The sequence below is a fragment of the Micromonospora sp. URMC 107 genome (genome assembly GCF_051386315.1).
In the GTDB taxonomy this organism is placed as follows: domain Bacteria; phylum Actinomycetota; class Actinomycetes; order Mycobacteriales; family Micromonosporaceae; genus Micromonospora.
The window spans coordinates 1-17809 of record NZ_JBPQTK010000071.1; the positions used below are offsets into that span (position 1 = coordinate 1).

General features: G+C 74.2%; 15 protein-coding genes and 2 pseudogenes. 12 read left to right on the forward strand and 5 right to left on the reverse strand.

Annotated features, from left to right (window positions below):
• The 5 genes and pseudogenes from ACSNN9_RS17310 to ACSNN9_RS17330 all read left to right on the forward strand — a co-directional run.
• A pseudogene (locus ACSNN9_RS17310) lies at positions 1-198 on the forward strand (hypothetical protein); the annotation flags it as partial.
• A 20-nt stretch (positions 199-218) separates the two neighbouring features.
• The gene (locus tag ACSNN9_RS17315) at positions 219-983 is read left to right on the forward strand and encodes a type II secretion system F family protein (RefSeq protein ID WP_436674363.1); all 765 of its coding nucleotides are present in this window, start codon (positions 219-221) and stop codon (positions 981-983) included.
• Positions 973-1176, forward strand: coding sequence for a DUF4244 domain-containing protein (locus ACSNN9_RS17320; protein ID WP_436674332.1), 204 nt, complete (start codon positions 973-975; stop codon positions 1174-1176). Before ACSNN9_RS17315 ends, ACSNN9_RS17320 begins: the two co-directional genes overlap by 11 nt.
• Complete coding sequence (locus ACSNN9_RS17325) at positions 1173-1616, forward strand: TadE family type IV pilus minor pilin (protein WP_436674334.1); 444 nt, start codon at positions 1173-1175, stop codon at positions 1614-1616. Before ACSNN9_RS17320 ends, ACSNN9_RS17325 begins: the two co-directional genes overlap by 4 nt.
• A 41-nt stretch (positions 1617-1657) precedes the next feature.
• Positions 1658-2032, forward strand: a complete 375-nt coding sequence (locus ACSNN9_RS17330; protein WP_436674365.1) for an Rv3654c family TadE-like protein — start codon at positions 1658-1660, stop codon at positions 2030-2032.
• A 75-nt stretch (positions 2033-2107) separates the two neighbouring features.
• Here ACSNN9_RS17330 and ACSNN9_RS17335 read toward each other — a convergent pair whose 3' ends face one another.
• The 3 genes and pseudogenes from ACSNN9_RS17335 to ACSNN9_RS17345 form a co-directional block, all read right to left on the reverse strand.
• Entirely contained in the window at positions 2108-2686 is a 579-nt protein-coding gene (locus ACSNN9_RS17335; protein ID WP_358092377.1) for a hypothetical protein, read from the reverse strand.
• A 410-nt stretch (positions 2687-3096) separates the two neighbouring features.
• The gene (locus ACSNN9_RS17340; RefSeq protein WP_121397051.1) at positions 3097-3303 is read right to left on the reverse strand and encodes a hypothetical protein; all 207 of its coding nucleotides are present in this window, start codon (positions 3301-3303) and stop codon (positions 3097-3099) included.
• Between the two features lie 395 nt (positions 3304-3698).
• Positions 3699-6035 (reverse strand): annotated as a pseudogene (locus ACSNN9_RS17345) (DEAD/DEAH box helicase); the annotation flags it as partial.
• A gap of 133 nt (positions 6036-6168) precedes the next feature.
• Between ACSNN9_RS17345 and ACSNN9_RS17350 the strand changes: the two are divergent.
• The 6 genes from ACSNN9_RS17350 (at position 6169) to topA (ending at position 14184) form a co-directional block, all read left to right on the forward strand.
• Positions 6169-6525: an STAS domain-containing protein gene (locus tag ACSNN9_RS17350; RefSeq protein ID WP_358092379.1), complete on the forward strand. Its 357-nt coding sequence runs from the start codon at positions 6169-6171 to the stop codon at positions 6523-6525.
• The gene (locus tag ACSNN9_RS17355; protein ID WP_436674335.1) at positions 6525-6959 is read left to right on the forward strand and encodes an ATP-binding protein; all 435 of its coding nucleotides are present in this window, start codon (positions 6525-6527) and stop codon (positions 6957-6959) included. Before ACSNN9_RS17350 ends, ACSNN9_RS17355 begins: the two co-directional genes overlap by 1 nt.
• A 343-nt stretch (positions 6960-7302) precedes the next feature.
• The gene (locus tag ACSNN9_RS17360) at positions 7303-9657 is read left to right on the forward strand and encodes a sodium-translocating pyrophosphatase (RefSeq protein WP_436674337.1); all 2355 of its coding nucleotides are present in this window, start codon (positions 7303-7305) and stop codon (positions 9655-9657) included.
• 113 nt (positions 9658-9770) lie between these two features.
• On the forward strand, positions 9771-10313 hold the full coding sequence (locus ACSNN9_RS17365) for a hypothetical protein (RefSeq protein WP_436674339.1): 543 nt from the start codon (positions 9771-9773) through the stop codon (positions 10311-10313).
• Positions 10304-11014: a hypothetical protein gene (locus ACSNN9_RS17370; protein WP_436674341.1), complete on the forward strand. Its 711-nt coding sequence runs from the start codon at positions 10304-10306 to the stop codon at positions 11012-11014. The genes ACSNN9_RS17365 and ACSNN9_RS17370 overlap by 10 nt, the downstream gene beginning before the upstream one ends.
• 344 nt (positions 11015-11358) lie before the next feature.
• Positions 11359-14184: a type I DNA topoisomerase gene (topA, locus tag ACSNN9_RS17375; RefSeq protein WP_436674342.1), complete on the forward strand. Its 2826-nt coding sequence runs from the start codon at positions 11359-11361 to the stop codon at positions 14182-14184.
• A 103-nt stretch (positions 14185-14287) separates the two neighbouring features.
• Here the strand turns inward: topA and ACSNN9_RS17380 are convergent, their stop codons facing one another.
• Positions 14288-15604, reverse strand: a complete 1317-nt coding sequence (locus ACSNN9_RS17380; protein ID WP_436674344.1) for a D-arabinono-1,4-lactone oxidase — start codon at positions 15602-15604, stop codon at positions 14288-14290.
• A 222-nt stretch (positions 15605-15826) separates the two neighbouring features.
• Between ACSNN9_RS17380 and ACSNN9_RS17385 the strand changes: the two genes are divergently transcribed.
• On the forward strand, positions 15827-16399 hold the full coding sequence (locus ACSNN9_RS17385; protein ID WP_357869772.1) for a TetR/AcrR family transcriptional regulator: 573 nt from the start codon (positions 15827-15829) through the stop codon (positions 16397-16399).
• 163 nt (positions 16400-16562) lie between these two features.
• Here the strand turns inward: ACSNN9_RS17385 and ACSNN9_RS17390 are convergent, their stop codons facing one another.
• Positions 16563-17771 (reverse strand): alanine racemase, encoded by a 1209-nt coding sequence (locus ACSNN9_RS17390; protein WP_436674345.1) that lies wholly within the window; start codon positions 17769-17771, stop codon positions 16563-16565.
• Positions 17772-17809 lie beyond the last annotated feature (38 nt).

Sequence of the window (17809 nt, forward strand, 5' to 3'; positions counted from 1 at the left end):
GCGCGGGCCACCGCCCTGCTGCTCGCCGCCCTGCCGATCGGCGGCATCGGGCTCGGCTACGGCATCGGCGTCGACCCGGTGGCGGTGCTGCTGCACACCCCCGTGGGCGGTGCGTGTGCGGTCGTCGCCATCGCGCTCCAGGTCGCGGGACTCTTCTGGGCCGAGCGGCTCGGCGCGACGCCGGGACGGGTGAGCTGATGCCCCGGGTGGCGCTTGCCGTGGGCCTCGTGGCGGCGGTGGCCCTGATCGCCGCGACGTTCGCGGCGGGCCGGCGGCCCCTGCGCCGGCTGCGCGCGCTGCGCAGGGCGCCGGTCGGCGTTCACCCGGCCTCCTCGCCCCGTCGACGGGGTGGTTCCGGTGACGACACGAGAGACGACGTCCGTCGTCGTCGGCGGCCGGACGCCATCCGCGTCGCCGCGGGCCTGGGCGGCGTGGCCGTGGCCGTCGTCGGCGGCTGGCCCGGGGTGGTGGCGGCCCTGCCGACGACGCTGCTGCTCGACCGGCTGCTCCGTCGGATCGAGCCTCCGGCCGTGCGGAACCGGCGGTTGCGGGAGGCGGCCGATCTCCCGCTCGCCGCCGACCTCCTGGCGGCGGCGATGCGGGCGGGAGCACCCGTGGACAGGTCCATCCTGGCCGTGGCGGGGGCGCTGGACGGGCCACTCGCCGACCGGCTCGCCCAGGTCGGCCGCCTGCTGCGGCTCGGCGGCGGCCCCGAGGAGGCGTGGGCGCCGCTCGCGGCGGTGCCGGGAGCCGAGCGGCTGACCGCCGCCGTGCTGCGCAGCGCGAACAGCGGAGCCGCGCTGGCCGGCGCGCTGACCCGACTCGCCGACGACCTGCGTGCCGACCGGTCCACGACCGCGGAGGCGGCCGCCCGCCGAGCCGGCGTGCTGATCGTCCTGCCGCTGGGGCTCTGCTTCCTGCCGGCCTTCATTCTCGCCGGCCTGGTGCCGGTGATCGTCGCCGTCCTCGGCGATGTGCTCTGACCACCCACGAGGAAAGGACAAGGACGTGCGCAAACTGCTCGCCCGCCTGCGCGGCGACGCCGGAATGAACACCGCCGAGTACGCCGTCGGCACCCTGGCCGCGGTCGCCTTCGCCGGGATCCTGCTGAAGGTGCTGACCTCGGGCAACGTGCAGTCCGCGTTGACCGCCGTCATCGACCGGGCACTCAAGTGAACCGGCGCCGGTCGGCCGGCCGTGACCGGGGTTCCTTCACCGCCGAACTGGCGGCCGGCCTGCCGGCGCTTCTGCTGCTCCTGCTCGCCGGGCTGTCGGCGGTCAACGCCGTCGGCACGAGGGCGGGCTGCCTGCACGCGGCCCGGGAGGCGGCGCTGGCCGCCTCCCGGGGCCCCGACGGGGTGGCCGCTGCCAGCCGTGCGGCCCCGCCGGGAGCCGAGGTGACCGTCACCGTCGACGGCCAGCGGGTCGTCGCCACCGTCCGGGCACCCGTTCGCGCGCTCGGCTCCCGGCTGCCCCGGATCTCCGTGACCGCGGCGGCGGTCGCGGCCGTGGAGCCGGGTGTCGTGGGGCCCGGGATCGCGGAGCCCGCGCCCCCGGCCACCGAGCCTGCGGAGGACGACGGAGCTGGCGCGGCGTCCGGGGTGGCAAGACCGTGACCGGGCGGAGCGGAGGCGCCGACCGGCGGGGCGGCAACACGGTGGAGGTGCGCGGGAGCGCGGTGGGACACCCGGGGGAGCGTGGTGGGGCGACCGTCTGCCTGCTCGCCGTGGGGCTGGCGTTCGTCATGGTCGGGCTGTTCGGTGCCGCCGTCGGCGCGGCCCGGACGGCCCGGCAGCAGGCCCGGGTGGCGGCGGACTTCGGCGCGCTGGCCGGTGCCGGCGAGGCCCTTCTGGGCGAGCCGGCGGCCTGCGGTCGGGCTGCCGAGATCGCCGCCGCGAACGGCGGACGGCTGCTCGCCTGTCGGCTCGACGGCCTCGACGTCCTGGTGACCGCCGAGGTCGCCGTCAGCCCGCTGCCCGGCCTGGCGCGGGTGGCGACGGCCAGCGCCCGCGCCGGCCCGGTCCGCGGTTGAGCGGCAGGCGCACCCGCGCCGCGCCGGGCGCGGCCGGGCCGGGGCGACGGGAGTCGACACCCCGACCCGGGCGGGTCAGCGTCCCTGGAGGGCGTCGAGGGCGACGGCCATCGCGATCACGAGGCGGCGGTCGACCTGCGGGTGCTGGATCTGGACGACGTACCGGTCGCGCAGGCCCCACTGCTTGATGACGGAGAAGACCGGCTGGCCGCCGGCGACGAAGTCGAAGTGGTAGGGCAGCCAGGACAGCGAGTCGACGAACCGGCGCAGCAGCGCCACCGGCATGCTGCGCTCCTGGCCGGTGATCTGCGGCAGGCCGGCCTGCTCGACGTGCCAGGTGGACCGCAGCAGGGACTGGGCGAAGTCCTTGCGGAACAGGCCGATCGGGTTGCCGGCGTGGTCGGTCACGTCGTACGTGGCGCCGATGTCGAGGCGCTGGCGGGCCTTGAACCCGAGCAGGGGCTGCTGCTTCGAGTCGTCGGTGTAGATCGTCACCTGCTCCTTGAAGGCGAGCCGCTTCTGCTGGGCGAACCCCAGCAGCCCGCCTTCGGAGCCGTCCGGTGCGACGGCGCGGACCTCGTACTGGTTGACCATCATCCGGAGCCGCTGCCGGATGTGGAACTGCTGCTGGGCCTGCAGGTTGTCGAGTTGCATGAGTTCTCCTTCGAGGGGTCGCCGGAGTGTCGCACAGCTCCGACCGCTCCGCCGCCGACAGGTCACGCGGCCTTCCCGCAGGCCACGGGCCCGGCCCACCAGGACCCGCTCGTTCCGGCCGGCCCCGGTGGGCCGCTCCGAAGCCGTTACCCCGCTCCGACACCGTTACCCCGCCCCGACGCCGGAACCACCGCACCCGAGGCCGGATGTTCGTCGGCGAGGGCACCCGGCCGTTACACCGCCGTGGTCCGGCGACCCGCCACGATCCGGGACCCCGTCGCGATCCGGCGACCCGCCACGATCCGGGGCCCCGGCGCGATCCGGCGACCCCGTCACGGGGCTGCTGTCCCCGCGCGGAGCGGGTTCACCGGCCCCCGCAGACGGTCGCCCTGTCCCCGCGCGGAGCGGGTTCACCGGCCCCCGTCGACGGTCGCCTTGAGCGCCCACGCGTTGAGGACCTGGTGGATGCTGCGCAGCCGCTCGTTGATCTGCTCCAGGCGTTCGGCCTGCGCCAGGCTGGCGAGCGCGGTGCCCAGGGCGATCTGCTGGTCGGGGGTGAGTTTCTCCTGGTCGATCGTGTAGAGCAGGTCGACGGTCTCGGCGATGGTGTCGGCCACGACTCCTCCTTCGGGCGGGAAGGACGGCTAGGGGATCCGTGAGCACCGATGGAAGCGCTCCCAAGGCGTCACTTGCCCCGAGAGAAGGGGTTCTATGCCTGGTTTCCACCACCCGGGACACGAGCGTCACCCGAACCGGTCTCCGCCAGCCGGGACGGGGAGACACCCGGTCCCGCGGGGTCGCCGGGGGCGACGTCGTCCGGAGCGAGGCGTTCACCCGGAACCGGAGGGTCGCCCGGTAGGGCGGCGCCACGAACCCCGCGACGACCCGGGACCGCGGCTCCGCCCGCAACCTCGCCGCCAGAAGCGCCCCCGGCGGGAACGGTGGACTGGCCGTCGGTCGGGACGCCGGCCGGGCCGTCGAGCGGGTCGCCGGCGGGGCGGGGCGCGGGTACGCCGTCGGGCAGGTTGGCGAGCACCACCTCCAGCACCCGGACGGCGTCCGGCTTGGAGAGCGGGTTGTTGCCGTTGCCGCACTTCGGGGACTGCACGCAGGACGGGCAGCCGGCCTCGCAGCCGCACTCCGCGATCGCGTCCCGGGTGGCCCGCAGCCAGGCCGCCGCCGTCCCGTACGCGCGCTCGGCGAAGCCCGCCCCGCCCGGGTGCCCGTCGTAGACGAAGACCGTCGGGGCCTCGGTGTCCGGGTGCACCGCCGTGGAGAGCCCGCCGATGTCCCAGCGGTCGCAGGTGGCGGTGAGCGGCAGCAGGCCGATCGCGGCGTGCTCGGCGGCGTGCAGCGCGCCCGGGACGTCGGCGGGCTCCACGCCGGCGGCCGTCAGGGACTGCGGCGACAGGGTGAACCAGACCGCGACCGTACGCAGCTCCCGGGCCGGCAGGTCCAGCGGGCGGGTGTCGATGACCTCGCCGGTGGCGATCCGCCGCCGCTGGTACGACACCACCTGGCTGGTCACGTCGACCTCGCCGAGGAAGAGCCCGACGGGGCCGGCGTCCACGTACGAGCGGACCGACACCACCGACAGCGAGGTGACGTCGCGGGCGTGGGTGGACCAGTCCGGCTCCTCGGGGTGCACCAGTGCGCACCCGTCGGCCAGGTCGAGCGAGTCGACCACGTACGAGACGCCCTGGTGCAGGTAGACCGCGCCGGGGTGGAGCAGGAAGTGCGACGAGCCGCCGTCGACGGTGCCGAGCAGCCGGCCGGTCGCCGCCTCCACCACGCAGACCGGCGCGCCGCCCTCGCCGCGCAGGTCCACCTCGGGCCGCTCCCGGTGCCGCCAGTACCAGCCGGTCGGCCGCTGCCGCAGCGCTCCCGCCGCGACCAGCTGGTCCACCGCCTCCTTCGCCCCGTCGCCGAAGAGTGCCAGGTCGTCGGCGGTCAGCGGCGCCTCGGCCGCCGCGCAGGCGAGCTGTGGGGCCAGCACGTACGGGTTGGCCGGGTCGAGCACGGTCGCCTCCACCGGCCGCCCGAAGACCGCCTCGGGGTGGTGCACGAGATAGGTGTCCAGCGGGTCGTCCCGGGCGACCAGCACGGCGAGCGCCTCCTGCCCGGAGCGCCCCGCCCGGCCGGCCTGCTGCCACAGCGAGGCCCGGGTGCCCGGGTAGCCGCAGATCAGCACCGCGTCGAGGCCGACCAGGTCGACGCCCAGCTCCAGCGCGTTGGTCGAGGCCAGCCCGAGCAGGTCGCCGTGCAGCAGCGCCCGTTCCAGCTCGCGCCGCTCCTCGCGCAGGTAGCCGGCCCGGTAGGCGGCCACCCGGTCGCCGAGTCCGGGCACCGCCTCGTCGAGGGACCGGCGGGCGTTCGCCGCGACCACCTCGGCGCCGCGCCGGGAGCGCACGAAGGCGAGCGTGCGTACCCCCTCGGCGACCGTGTCGGCGAGCAGGTCTGCGGTCTCCCGCAGGGCCGAGCGGCGGACCTGGGTGAGGTCCGCCTGCTGGTCCGCGGCCGAGTCCGGCGGCAGCAGCGGCGGCTCCCAGAGCGCGAACGTCACCCCGCCGCGCGGCGAGGTGTCCTCGGTGACCGCGTCGACGGGCAGCCCGGTGAGCCGCCCGGCCGCCGTCGCCGGGTCGCCGGAGGTGGCCGAGGCCAGCACGAAGACGGGTGCGCTCCGGAACCGGGCGCACTGCCGCCGCAGCCGGCGCAGCACGTGCGCGACGTGCGAGCCGAAGACCCCCCGGTAGGTGTGGCACTCGTCGATCACCACGTACGTGAGCCGGCGCAGGAAACCCGACCACTGGGCGTGCCCGGGCAGGATGCCGTGGTGCAGCATGTCCGGGTTGGTCAGCACGAACCGGGAGTGCCGCCTGATCCACTCCCGCTCGGCGCGCGGGGTGTCCCCGTCGTAGCAGGCGGGGCGTACCCCCTCCAGTTCCAGCGCGGCGACGGCGCGCAACTGGTCGGCGGCGAGCGCCTTCGTCGGCGCCAGGTAGAGCACGGTGGCCCGGGGGTCGGCGAGCAGGGTGGCCAGCGCGGGGAGCTGGTAGGCGAGGGACTTGCCGGACGCGGTGCCGGTGGCCACCACCACGTGCCGGCCGTCGTACGCCAGGGTGGCCGCCTCCGCCTGGTGCCGCCAGGGCGCGACCACGCCGCGCCGGGCGAACGCCGCGCGCAGGTCCTCCGGTGCCCAGTCCGGCCACGGCACGGGCTCGCCGGCCCGTGCCGGCACCCGCTCGACGTGGGTGACCGGGTCGGTGCCGGTGCGGGCGCGCAGCCGGCCCAGCAGTTCGGCCGGCGCCCGCCCGGGCCCGGCGCCTGCGGATACGGTCACGTCCTGCACTCTCGCACTGGTGTTCGGAGATGAAAAGCGGGGGGCCGGGGTAAGGGGAGGCCTCCGCCGGTGAGCAGAGCCGGTCTCCGGCGGGGATGGTTAGATGCCCAGGAGAGTTTACGGCTCTTGCGAGGGAGGACCGATGGAGCTGTCGCTGGCGACCCGCACCGTGGGCGAGCACACGGTGCTCGAGGTCGGCGGTGAGGTGGACGTCTACACCGCGCCCCGGCTGCGGGAACGGCTCCTCGAGCTGATCGACGGCGGGGCCCGCCACGTCGTGGTCGACCTGGGCCGGGTGGACTTCCTCGACTCCACGGGGCTGGGCGTCCTGGTCGGCGCGCTCAAGCGGCTGCGCGCGGCCGGCGGTTCGTTCGCGCTGGTCTGCGACAAGGAGCCGCTGCTCAAGATCTTCCGCATCACCGCCCTCGACCAGGTCTTCCCGCTGCATCCCACGGTGGACGCGGCGATCGGCGCCGACCCGGCCGGCGCTGGCGTCTGATGGCCACGGTCAAGCTCTCCTTCTCGCCGGCCCCGGTGCACGTACGCACCGCGCGCCTGGTCGGGGTGGCGGTCGCCCGGCGGGCGGGGGTCCGCGAGGAGTTGCTCGACGAGGTGCGGCTGGCCATCGGCGAGGCGTGCACCCGCGCGGTCGCCCTGCACCGCCAGTACGGCGTGCCCGAGCCCGTGCTCGTCGAGATGTCCGACACGGGGGCGTACGCGGTGCGGGTCGTCGACCGCGCGCCGATCGAGGCGGGCCTCGGCCTGGCCGCGCTGGACGCCGACCAGCTCGCCAACGAGTCGCTCGACGAGGACGACCTGACCACCGGCGTCGGCTTCGCGCTGCTGGCCGGCTTCGTCGAGGACCTCCAGGTCCGCCCGGTCGAGGAGGGCGTCGGCACCGAGGTGCGGATGGTCTGGCCCGTCGGCCGTTGAGTTGATCTCCCGACGCCCTCGCTGAGGGCTTCCCGTGCCGTGAGGCCGCGTCCCGCTGGGGCGCGGCCTCTCTGTCATGGATGGGCTCCTATATCAGATTTTTCCTCATAACACAGCGACGAAGATCATCGGCGTGCGGTGCCCCCTCGGTGTGACCTCCAACACTGTGGAGGGCTACAGTACGCGGGTTGTCAGCAAGTGATCCATCCCGCAGCCAGCGGGAACGGTTGTTCATCGCTGGTCCGCGCGGGGTGGGGTGGCGCGCGCTTGCGACTCCGCATCCAGGCGCCGGGTCGGTGCGTCTCCACCGGCCGGCGCGAGCGTTCGGTACAGGAGGACACAGATGTCCGACACCTTGGCCGCCGAGGGCGGCGGGATCTCCCTCACCGGGAACAACGTCACGTACGTCGTCATCGCCGCGGTCATCGCGTTGGTGGCACTCGCCTTCGCGGGCGCGTTGACGAAGGCCGTGCTGGCCGCCGGCAAGGGCACCAACAAAATGCAGGAGATCTCCGGCGCGGTCCAGGAGGGCGCCTCGGCCTACCTGCTCCGGCAGTTCCGGACCCTGGCGATCTTCGTGGTCGTCGCCGTGGTGCTGCTCTTCCTGCTGCCGGTGCACGACACCGACGGCAGCGAGATGGCGGTGAAGATCGGCCGGTCCGTCTTCTTCGTCGTCGGCGCGCTGTTCAGCGCGTTCATCGGCGGCGCCGGCATGTGGCTGGCCACCCGGGCCAACCTGCGGGTCGCCGCCGCCGCCCGGGAGCGCGAGGGCGGCCGGGAGGCCGCGATGAAGATCGCCTTCCGCACCGGTGGCGTGGTCGGCTTCCTCACCGTCGGCCTCGGCCTCTTCGGCGCCGCGCTGGTCGTGCTGTTCTACCGCAGCGACGCGCCGACCGTGCTGGAGGGCTTCGGCTTCGGCGCCGCACTGCTCGCCATGTTCATGCGGGTCGGCGGCGGCATCTTCACCAAGGCCGCCGACGTCGGTGCCGACCTGGTCGGCAAGGTCGAGCAGGGCATCCCCGAGGACGACCCGCGCAACGCCGCCACGATCGCCGACAACGTCGGCGACAACGTGGGTGACTGCGCGGGCATGGCCGCCGACCTCTTCGAGTCGTACGCGGTCACCCTGGTCGCCGCGCTGATCCTCGGCCGCGCCGCCTTCGGCGAGGAGGGCCTGGTCTTCCCGCTGATCGTCTCCACCATCGGCGTGCTCATCGCGATCGTCGGCGTCTTCATCACCCGGCTGCGCGCCTCCGACCGCAACGGCCTGACCGCGATCAACCGGGCCTTCTACATCTCGGCGCTGCTCTCCGCGGTCCTGGTGGCGATCGCCACGTACGCGTACCTGCCGGCCACCTTCGCCGAACTGGAGGGCGGGCTGACCGACGTCAGCGAGAACCCGCGGACGGTCGCCATCGGCGCGGTCGTCATCGGCATCGTGCTGGCGGCGGCGATCCAGGCGCTGACCGGCTACTTCACCGAGACCAACCGGCGCCCGGTGCAGGACATCGGCAAGAGCTCGCAGACCGGCGCCGCCACCGTCATCCTCGCCGGCATCAGCGTCGGCCTGGAGTCGGCGGTCTACTCGGCGCTGCTGATCGGCGCCGGCGTGTTCGGCGCGTTCCTGCTCGGCGGCAGCTCCATCACGCTCTCGCTGTTCGCCGTGGCGCTGGCCGGCACCGGCCTGCTCACCACGGTCGGCGTGATCGTCGCGATGGACACCTTCGGCCCGATCTCCGACAACGCCCAGGGCGTGGCGGAGATGTCCGGCGACATCGACGAGCACGGCGCCCGGACGCTCACCGAGCTGGACGCGGTCGGCAACACCACCAAGGCGATCACCAAGGGCATCGCGATCGCCACGGCGGTGCTCGCCGCGACGGCGCTGTTCGGCTCGTACACCGACACGCTGCGCACCGCGTACTCCGACGCCGGGGTGGGCGACGTCGGTACCGAGATCCTCAACTCGCTGAACGTGGCGAACCCGCGCAACCTGGTCGGCCTGATCATCGGCGCGGCGGTGGTGTTCCTCTTCTCCGGCCTGGCCATCAACGCGGTCTCCCGCTCGGCGGGCGCGGTCGTGATGGAGGTACGCCGGCAGTTCCGCGAGCTGCCCGGCATCATGGACGGCACCCAGCGCCCCGAGTACGGCAAGGTCGTCGACATCTGCACCCGGGACGCGCAGCGCGAGCTGATGACCCCCGGCCTGCTCGCCATCCTCGCGCCGATCGCGGTGGGCTTCGGCCTCGGGCCGGGCGCGCTGGCGGCGTACCTGGCCGGTGCCATCGGTGCCGGCACGCTGATGGCGGTCTTCCTGTCGAACTCCGGCGGCGCGTGGGACAACGCCAAGAAGCTCGTCGAGGACGGCGCGTACGGCGGCAAGGGCTCCGAGGCGCACGCCGCCACGGTCATCGGCGACACCGTCGGCGACCCGTTCAAGGACACCGCCGGCCCGGCGATCAACCCGCTGATCAAGGTGATGAACCTGGTCTCGCTGCTGATCGCGCCGGCCGTGGTGGCCTGGAGCGTGGGCGACGAGCGGAACACCGCCCTGCGGGCGGGGATCGCCGTGGTGGCGACGCTGATCATCGTCGCGGCGGTGGTGTTCAGCAAGCGCAAGGGCGTGGCGATGTCCGACTCCGACTCGGGCACGGGCGCGGGCAGCCCGGACCAGCGGCCGGAGACGGTCAACGCCTGATCCGTCCGCTGTCCCGGTCCCCGGTCGGCCCGCGCGGCCGGCCGGGGACCACCCGTACCACCCGGCAAACCTGTCCGGTGCCCGGACTCGACAGAGGCCGTACGCTGCAACGCATGCGCACGTGCCGGGCGACAGCCGCCGGAAAGCTCACGGTGGTCCTGGCCACGCTCGTACTCGCGCTGGCCGGCTGCGGCGGTGGCCCCAGCCCGCAGGCGTGGGCGGCGTCGGTCTGCTCCGCGCTCACCCCGTGGCGGGCCGAGATCAGCAAGCTGACCAGCAGCACCGACCAGCAGATGACCGCCCAGACCACCCCGGCGCAGGCGAAGGAGAACCTGGTGCGGCTCTTCGGCGGCGCGGAGCAGGCCAGCGAGACCGCCCGACGCAAGGTCGAGGAGGCCGGCATCCCGGAGACCGAGCACGGCGCGGAGGTCTCCGCGGGCTTCCGCGCCTCGCTGGCGAAGGTGCGCGACGCGTACGGCAGGGCCCGCGACACCATCGACGGGCTGGGCACCGGCCAGCCCACCGTCTTCTACGACGGCGTCCGGGCCGCCGTGGACACCCTGAACAAGGAGTACGACGCCAGCGCGCTCGACACCAGCCGGCTCAACTCCGAGGAGTTGAGACGCGCCTTCGACGAGGTGCCGGAGTGTCGCTGAGCGGGACCGGTGACCCGTCGGGCAGCGACGCGCTGCCGGTGCTCTTCCCGGCGCCCGCGGACCGGGTCGCGCCGGTCGCCCGCCGCCCCGCCCCGCCCCCGCCGGCCGACGCCGACGAATCCGCCCGGCAGCTGACCTTCTTCGGCGCGGAGGCGGCGGACCCGTCCGTCGCCGATCTCGCCGGGCTGCTGGCCGGCCCCGGGGAGGTGGTCCGGATGGGCGGCACGGCCCGGCTCTCGGTCGTGGTCGACGCCGCCTGGCGGGTGCACGTGCTCGTCGCCGAGCTGGCGCTGCGCGGGGTGGCGGCCACCTGGGAGGCGACCGCCGACGGGCGGCACGCGGTGCGCACCTCGTACGCCCGCACGCTGAAGCCGCTCGCGATGGCCTGGCTGCGCGGCACCGGCAAGCGACCGCCCGCCGGTCTGCACCTCAACGGCCGGCGGTTGCGGCTCTGGCTCGCCGCGGCGGGTGCCGCCGAGCCGTCCGGCTTCCTGCTCCGGCTCGGCCCCGCCGACGAGGAGTGCTGGGAGCCCATCGGCGGGGCGCTCGACGCGGTGGGCCTCTCCGGGGCGCTGCTCGGGCCGGGCGAGGGCGGACCGGCGTACCGGATCACCGGCCGCCGGCGGCTCGCCCGCCTGGCCGAGCTGGTCGGCGACCCGCCGCCCGCCGCTCCCGCGACGGACTGGCCGACCCGCTCCTGACCGACCGTCGGCGCCGCCTCGTCGGCGCCGGTCGCGCCTGTCCGATGCGGGACAGCAAGTGCGCAATTTCGCGGAAAACGGCCGGGTGGGGCCTCGGCCGAGGGTCCGCCATCGTCACAGTGTCCCGCCTGGCGGCACACGCACGGTGTACGGTGGCGCCGTCCGGCACGCCCCGCCGCCGGCGGAGAAAGAGGCCGCCCCGCCGGGACGGTTTGCCGCCCGCGAAACCCGAAACGTGGGCGGCGCGTTACGTTGGACATCCGGGCCGCCGGGGGTCGGCGGGCCGGAAGTGGGCCCGAACCGGGCGCCGGTGGCTACGAGCAGGAGTGAGGTCGGGGAGAGACGTGCCGAGCAAAGCTGGAACCACCCGTCTGGTCATCGTCGAGTCACCGGCGAAGGCCAAGACGATCTCGGGCTATCTCGGTCCGGGATACGTCGTGGAGGCCAGCTTCGGCCACGTCCGGGACCTCCCGCGCAATGCCGCCGACGTGCCGGCCAAGTACAAGGGCGAGCCGTGGGCCCGGCTCGGGGTGGACGTCGACAACGGCTTCCACGCCCTCTACGTGGTCTCCGCCGACCGGAAGCAGCAGATCAGCAAGCTGGTGAAGCTGGCCAAGGAGGTCGACGAGATCTTCCTGGCGACGGACGAGGACCGCGAGGGCGAGGCGATCGCCTGGCACCTGGTGGAGACGCTCAAGCCCAAGGTGCCGGTCAAGCGGATGGTCTTCCACGAGATCACCAAGCCGGCCATCCAGGCCGCGGTGGCCAACCCCCGCGAGATCGACCGGGACCTGGTCGACGCCCAGGAGGCCCGGCGCATCCTCGACCGCCTCTACGGCTACGAGGTCTCGCCGGTGCTGTGGAAGAAGGTCATGCCGAAGCTCTCGGCGGGCCGGGTGCAGTCCGTGGCGACCCGGATCGTGGTGGAGCGCGAGCGGCAGCGGATGGCCTTCCGCACGGCGGAGTACTGGGACATCCTGGCCACGCTGGCCGTGGTCGACGCCGGCGAGGGGCCGCGCAGCTTCAACGCCACCCTCGTCGCGCTGAACGGCGACCGGATCGCCACCGGCAAGGACTTCGAGCCGACCACCGGCCGGGTGAAGGCCGGCGCCGGCGTGGTGCACCTCGACTCCGGCGGCGCCCGGGGCCTCGCGGCCCGCCTGGAGGGGCGGCCGTTCACCGTCACCCGGGTCGAGGAGAAGCCCTACCGCCGCCGCCCGTACGCGCCGTTCATCACCTCCACCCTCCAGCAGGAGGCGGCCCGCAAGCTGCGGTTCTCGTCGCAGCAGACGATGCGCACCGCGCAGCGCCTCTACGAGAACGGCTACATCACCTACATGCGTACCGACTCGGTGAACCTGTCGGAGACCGCCATCGCGGCCGCCCGCCGGCAGATCGTCGAGCTGTACGGCGAGCGCAGCGTGCCGCCGGAGCCGCGCCGCTACACCGGCAAGGTGAAGAACGCGCAGGAGGCGCACGAGGCGATCCGCCCGGCGGGGGACAACTTCCGCACCCCGGGCGACGTGGCCAGGGAGCTCTCCGCCGAGGAGTTCAAGCTCTACGAGCTGATCTGGCGGCGCACCATCGCCTCGCAGATGACCGACGCCGTCGGCTCCAGCGTCTCGGTGCGCATCCGCGCCGTCTCCTCCGCCCGGGAGGAGGCCGACTTCGGCGCCACCGGCAAGACCATCACCGACCCGGGCTTCCTGCGGGCGTACGTCGAGTCCAGCGACGACGAGAACGCCGAGGCCGAGGACGCCGAGCGTCGCCTGCCCAACCTGGTCAAGGACCAGCCGCTCACCGCCGACGAGCTCGCCGCGCAGGGCCACCACACCCAGCCGCCGTCGCGCTACACCGAGGCGTCACTGGTCAAGGCCCTCGAGGAGCTGGGCATCGGCCGCCCGTCGACGTACGCGTCGATCATGCAGACGATCCAGGACCGCGGGTACGTCACCAAGCGCGGCCAGGCGATGATCCCGACCTTCCTGGCGTTCGCGGTGATCGGCCTGCTGGAGCGGCACTACCCGCGCCTGATCGACTACGACTTCACCGCCAGCATGGAGAACGAGCTGGACGAGATCGCCGGCGGTGACCACGCCGCCGTCGACTTCCTCACCGCGTTCTACTTCGGCGGCGCCAACGGCGCCGGCGACCAGGACATCGCCCGCTCGGGCGGGTTGAAGAAGCTGGTCACCGAGAACATCAACGAGATCGACGCGCGCAGCGTCAACTCCATCCCGCTGTTCACCGACGACGAGGGCCGCGAGGTCGTCGTGCGGGTGGGCCGCTACGGGCCGTACCTCCAGCGGGCGGTGCCGGGCGAGCAGCAGGCGCCGGCCGCCGAGGGCGAGGAGGGCGGCGGCCAGGGCGACCGGGCGCCGATCCCCGAGGGCCTGGCGCCGGACGAGCTGACCCCCGAGAAGGTGCACGAGCTGTTCCTCGGCGGCGGGGGCGAGCGCAAGCTCGGCGACGACCCGGCCACCGGCGAGCCGATCCTGCTCAAGTCGGGCCGCTTCGGCCCGTACGTGTCCAGCGGCGAGCGCAAGTCGTCGCTGCTGCGCTCGCAGTCGCCGGACTCGCTGACCTTCGACGAGGCGCTGAAGCTGCTCAGCCTGCCCCGGCTGGTCGGCCTGGCCCCGGACGGCGCCGAGGTCCTCGCGAACAACGGCCGCTACGGCCCGTACGTCAAGCGCGGTGACGAGTTCCGCTCGCTGGACTCGGAAGAGAAGATGTTCACCGTCACGCTGGACGAGGCGCTGGCCCTGCTGGCCGCCCCGAAGGCCCGCCAGCGCAGGGCCGCCGCGCCGCCCCTGCGGGAGATGGGCGTCGATCCGCTGACCGAGAAGCCGCTGGTCATCAAGGACGGCCGCTTCGGCCCGTACGTGACCGACGGCGAGACGAACGCGTCGCTGCGGCGCGGCCAGACCCCGGAGGCGTTGAGCATCGAGGAGGCCTCCGAGATGCTCGCCGAGAAGCGGGCGAAGGGGCCGGCGCCGAAGAAGACCGCCGCGAAGAAGGCGCCCGCCAAGAAGGCCACGGCGGCGAAGAAGACGGCCGCGGCGACCAAGTCGACGGCCGCGAGGAAGACCACGACGGCCAAGGCCACCACCGCCAGGAAGACCCCGGCGAAGAAGGCCGCCCCGAAGAAGGCCACCACCAGCACCGACTGAGCGACCCGCCGCTCGCCGCAGAGATCCTGTTACGGGGCGCGCCCTCGCAGGGGCGCGCCCGTGTTAGGAGCGGGCGGCGGAGCCGGGCGGGGGGTGCGGGGCGTCAGCCCAGGACCCGGGTCAGGTGGGGGTTGGTGAAGAGGTGGTGCGGGTCCAGGCGGGCGCGCAGCGCCTGGAAGTCCGCCCAGCGGGGGTAGGCCGCCGCGAGTGACTCCGCGTCGCGCCAGTGCAGCTTGCCCCAGTGGGGCCGGCCGCCGAGTCCCGCCGCGACCTGCTCGAAGGCCCGGAAGTACGGCTCGTACGGCATGCCGACGAACTGGTGGACCGCCACGTACGCCGACTCGCGCCCGTGCCCGTGGGAGAGCCAGATGTCGTCGGCGGCGGTGAAGCGCACCTCGACCGGGAAGAGCACCTTGAACGGCAGCCCGTCGACGATCCGCCGCAGCGCGTCGAGCGCCTCGCGGAGGGCGTCGCGTGGCAGCGCGTACTCCATCTCCACGAAGCGGACCCGGCGCGGGGTGCAGAAGACCTGGTCGGAGCGGCCGGTGTAGCGGCGCTCGGTGAGCGCGCGGGCGGAGACGGCGCTGATGCCCGGGGCGAGCGCCGGCACGGCGCGGCCGAGCCGGCAGGCCCCCGCGAAGACGGTGTTGGACAGGAACTCGTCGTCCAGCCAGCCGCGCCACCGGGGCAGCGGCCGGTCGTCGGCGGGCACCCGGTCGTTGGTCTTGACCTGCACCCGGTCGGTGTACGGGAACCAGTAGAACTCGGCGTGGTCGTGCTCCCCGACCAGCGAGGGCAGCCGGCCGAGCACGGCTTCCAGCGGCGCCGGCCGCTCGTGGGCGAGGAGCACGAAGGCGTCCACGCAGCGCAGGGTCACCTCGACGAGCACCCCCAGCGCGCCCAGCGACACCCGGGCGGCGGCGAAGACGTCGGGGTGTTCGTCGGCGGAGCAGCGCAGCACCTCACCGGTGCCGGTGACGAGGGTGAGCGCCTCGACGAACGTCGACAGGCAGCCGTATCCGGCGCCGGTGCCGTGGGTGCCGGTGGAGATCGCCCCGGCGATCGTCTGCGCGTCGATGTCGCCCAGGTTGGGCAGTGCCAGGCCGTGTGCGGCGAGCAGTTCGTTGAGCGCGCGCAGGGTGGTTCCGGCCGGTACGGTGACCAGTCGGCGATCGACGTCGACGCGCACCCCCGTGTCCAGGTCGGTCAGTTCCATCCGCCGTCCGTCGGTGACCGCGACGCCGGTGAAGGAGTGGCCGCTGCCCACCGCCCTGATCCGGTCCCCGGTCGTCGCGGCGGCGCGGACGGCCTCGGTGACGTCGGCGAGGGAGGTGGGTCGCAGGATGGCGGTGGCGGTGGCGCGTTGGTTGCCGGCCCAGTTGGACCAGGCTGCCAGGGTGGGCGGTGCGGTACCGGCCATGCGCACTCCTCGACATGAATGTGAAGTGACTTCATATCAGGAACGTTGTAGCAGGTAAATACCGCAATCGAGGTTTGCTCGTTGTACCGGTAGTCACGAACCCGTGACGTGCAGATATGTTCATCCGTCGAAGGGGGGTGGCGAGTGTCCACACCAGCCGCCACAGCCGGGCCGCTGCGCCGCGTACCGGTGCAGGGTCGAAGTGTCGCGCGGGTCCAGCGGATGCTGGACGCCTGCGCCGAACTCGTCGACGAGGTGGGGTACGAGGGACTGACCACGACCCTCCTCGCCGAGCGTGCCGAGGTGGCGATCGGTTCGGTCTACCAGTTCTTCCCGGACAAGCGGGCGATCGTGCAGGCGCTGACCCTGCGCACGATGGAGTCCTACCTCCAGCGGCTCGATGAGCGTTTCGCCTCCGACGACCTGACCCACTGGTGGGACGGGGTCGACGCGGGGATCGACGAGTACATCACGATGCACCGCACCGTTCCGGGCTTCCGTACCCTGCACTTCGGCGACGTGGTCGACCTGCACCTGCTCGACGAGCAGCGGGACAACAACGGGGTGATCGCGGACCAGTTGGCCCGCGTGCTCGCCGAGCGCTTCGGGCTGGACGTCCCCGACCTCCGGTTCCACCTGGAGATCGCGGTGGAGGCGGCCGACGCGCTGATCAAGTTGGCGTTCCGCCGGCAGCCCGAGGGCGACGACCGGGTGCTGGTCGAGGCGAAGGCGCTGATCCGGGAGTACCTGCACCGCCAGGTAGACGCCCCGGCCGACGCCAACCAGCCCGGCTGACCCCGGCCGCGCCGGCACCCGGCTCCGGGCGGCGGCCCGGGCACGAACGGCCCGGGGAGCGCCGGGCGGCGGAACGAACTGGCGACGGCCCGGGCGCGAACGGCCCGGCGGGCCGCCGGGCGGCGGAACGGGGTGCCGGCGGCCCGCGGTGCGGGCCGCCGGGTCAGAGGAAGGCGTGGCCCTCGCCCCGGTAGGTGGGCACGGTGGCCACGACCGCGTCCCCCTCGACCAGGTGCAACTCGTTGACGTGCTCGCACAGCTCGCCGGCCTTCGCGTGCCGGAACCAGACCCGGTCGCCGACCCGTAGCGCGCCGGCCGCCGCGCCGGCCAGCGGGGTCTGCACCTCGCCGGCCCCCTCGGTGCCGATCAGCTTCAGTCCCTCCGGCAGCCACGGCCGGGGCAACCGGCTGTCCTGGGCCGGGCCGGAGGCGATCCAGCCGCCGCCGAGCACGGTGGCCAGGTCGGGCCCCGGGCGACGGACCACCGCGCAGGCGAAGGCCGCCGCCGGGGTGGGACGCCAGGCGCGGTACGCCTCGAACAGCGTCGGCCCGTACAGGCCCGATCCCGCGGTGACCTCGGTGACCGCGGGGTCGGCGCTGGTCGCGGCCACGCTGCCGGTGCCGCCGCCGTTGACGAACTCCAGGTCGGCGTGTTCGCGTACGGCGGCCACCGCCGCGCCCCGGCGGGCCAGCAACTCGCGGTACGACCCACGCTGGGCCAGCCGGATCGCGGAGCCGAGCACCGCCCGCCCGGGCGGCGCGTCGCCGAGGCCGGCGATCTGCGCCTCGTACGCCATCAGCCCGACCAGCCGGAAGCCCGCGCGGGCCGCGACGGTGGCGGCGAGCGCGCCGGCCGCCCGGGCGCTGTGCACCGGCGAGCGGCGCACCCCGACGTGCACCCGCCCGCCGAGCGGTCGCCAGGAGGCGTCCAGGTCGAGGCAGACCCGCAGCTCGGGGCGGCGCCCGGGCGGACACACGGCGTCGACCAGGTCGAGCTGGTCGGTGCCGTCGACCATCAGCGTGACGGCCCTGGCGAGCGCCGGGTCGGCGGCGAGCGCGGCGAGCGCCCCCCGGTCGGCGGTGGGGTACGCCACCAGCGCGTCGTCGGTCACGCCGGCGCGGACCAGCCAGTTCGCCTCGGGCAGGGTGAAGGCCATCACGCTCCGCCAGCCGGGTCGCGCCAGCGCCCGGCCGATCAGGTCCCGGGCGCGGACCGACTTGCTGGCGATCCGCAGCGGCTTGCCGGCGGCCCGGTCGGCCAGCGCGGCGGCGTTGCCGTCGAAGGCCGCGAGGTCGACGACGGCGTACGGCGGGTCGAGGTGCGCGGTCGCCCGGTCGAGGCGCCCACGAAGTTCGTCGCTTTCGATGGCCACGTGTGCACGCTAACTGTCCGGCGGTCAATGCGAAACAC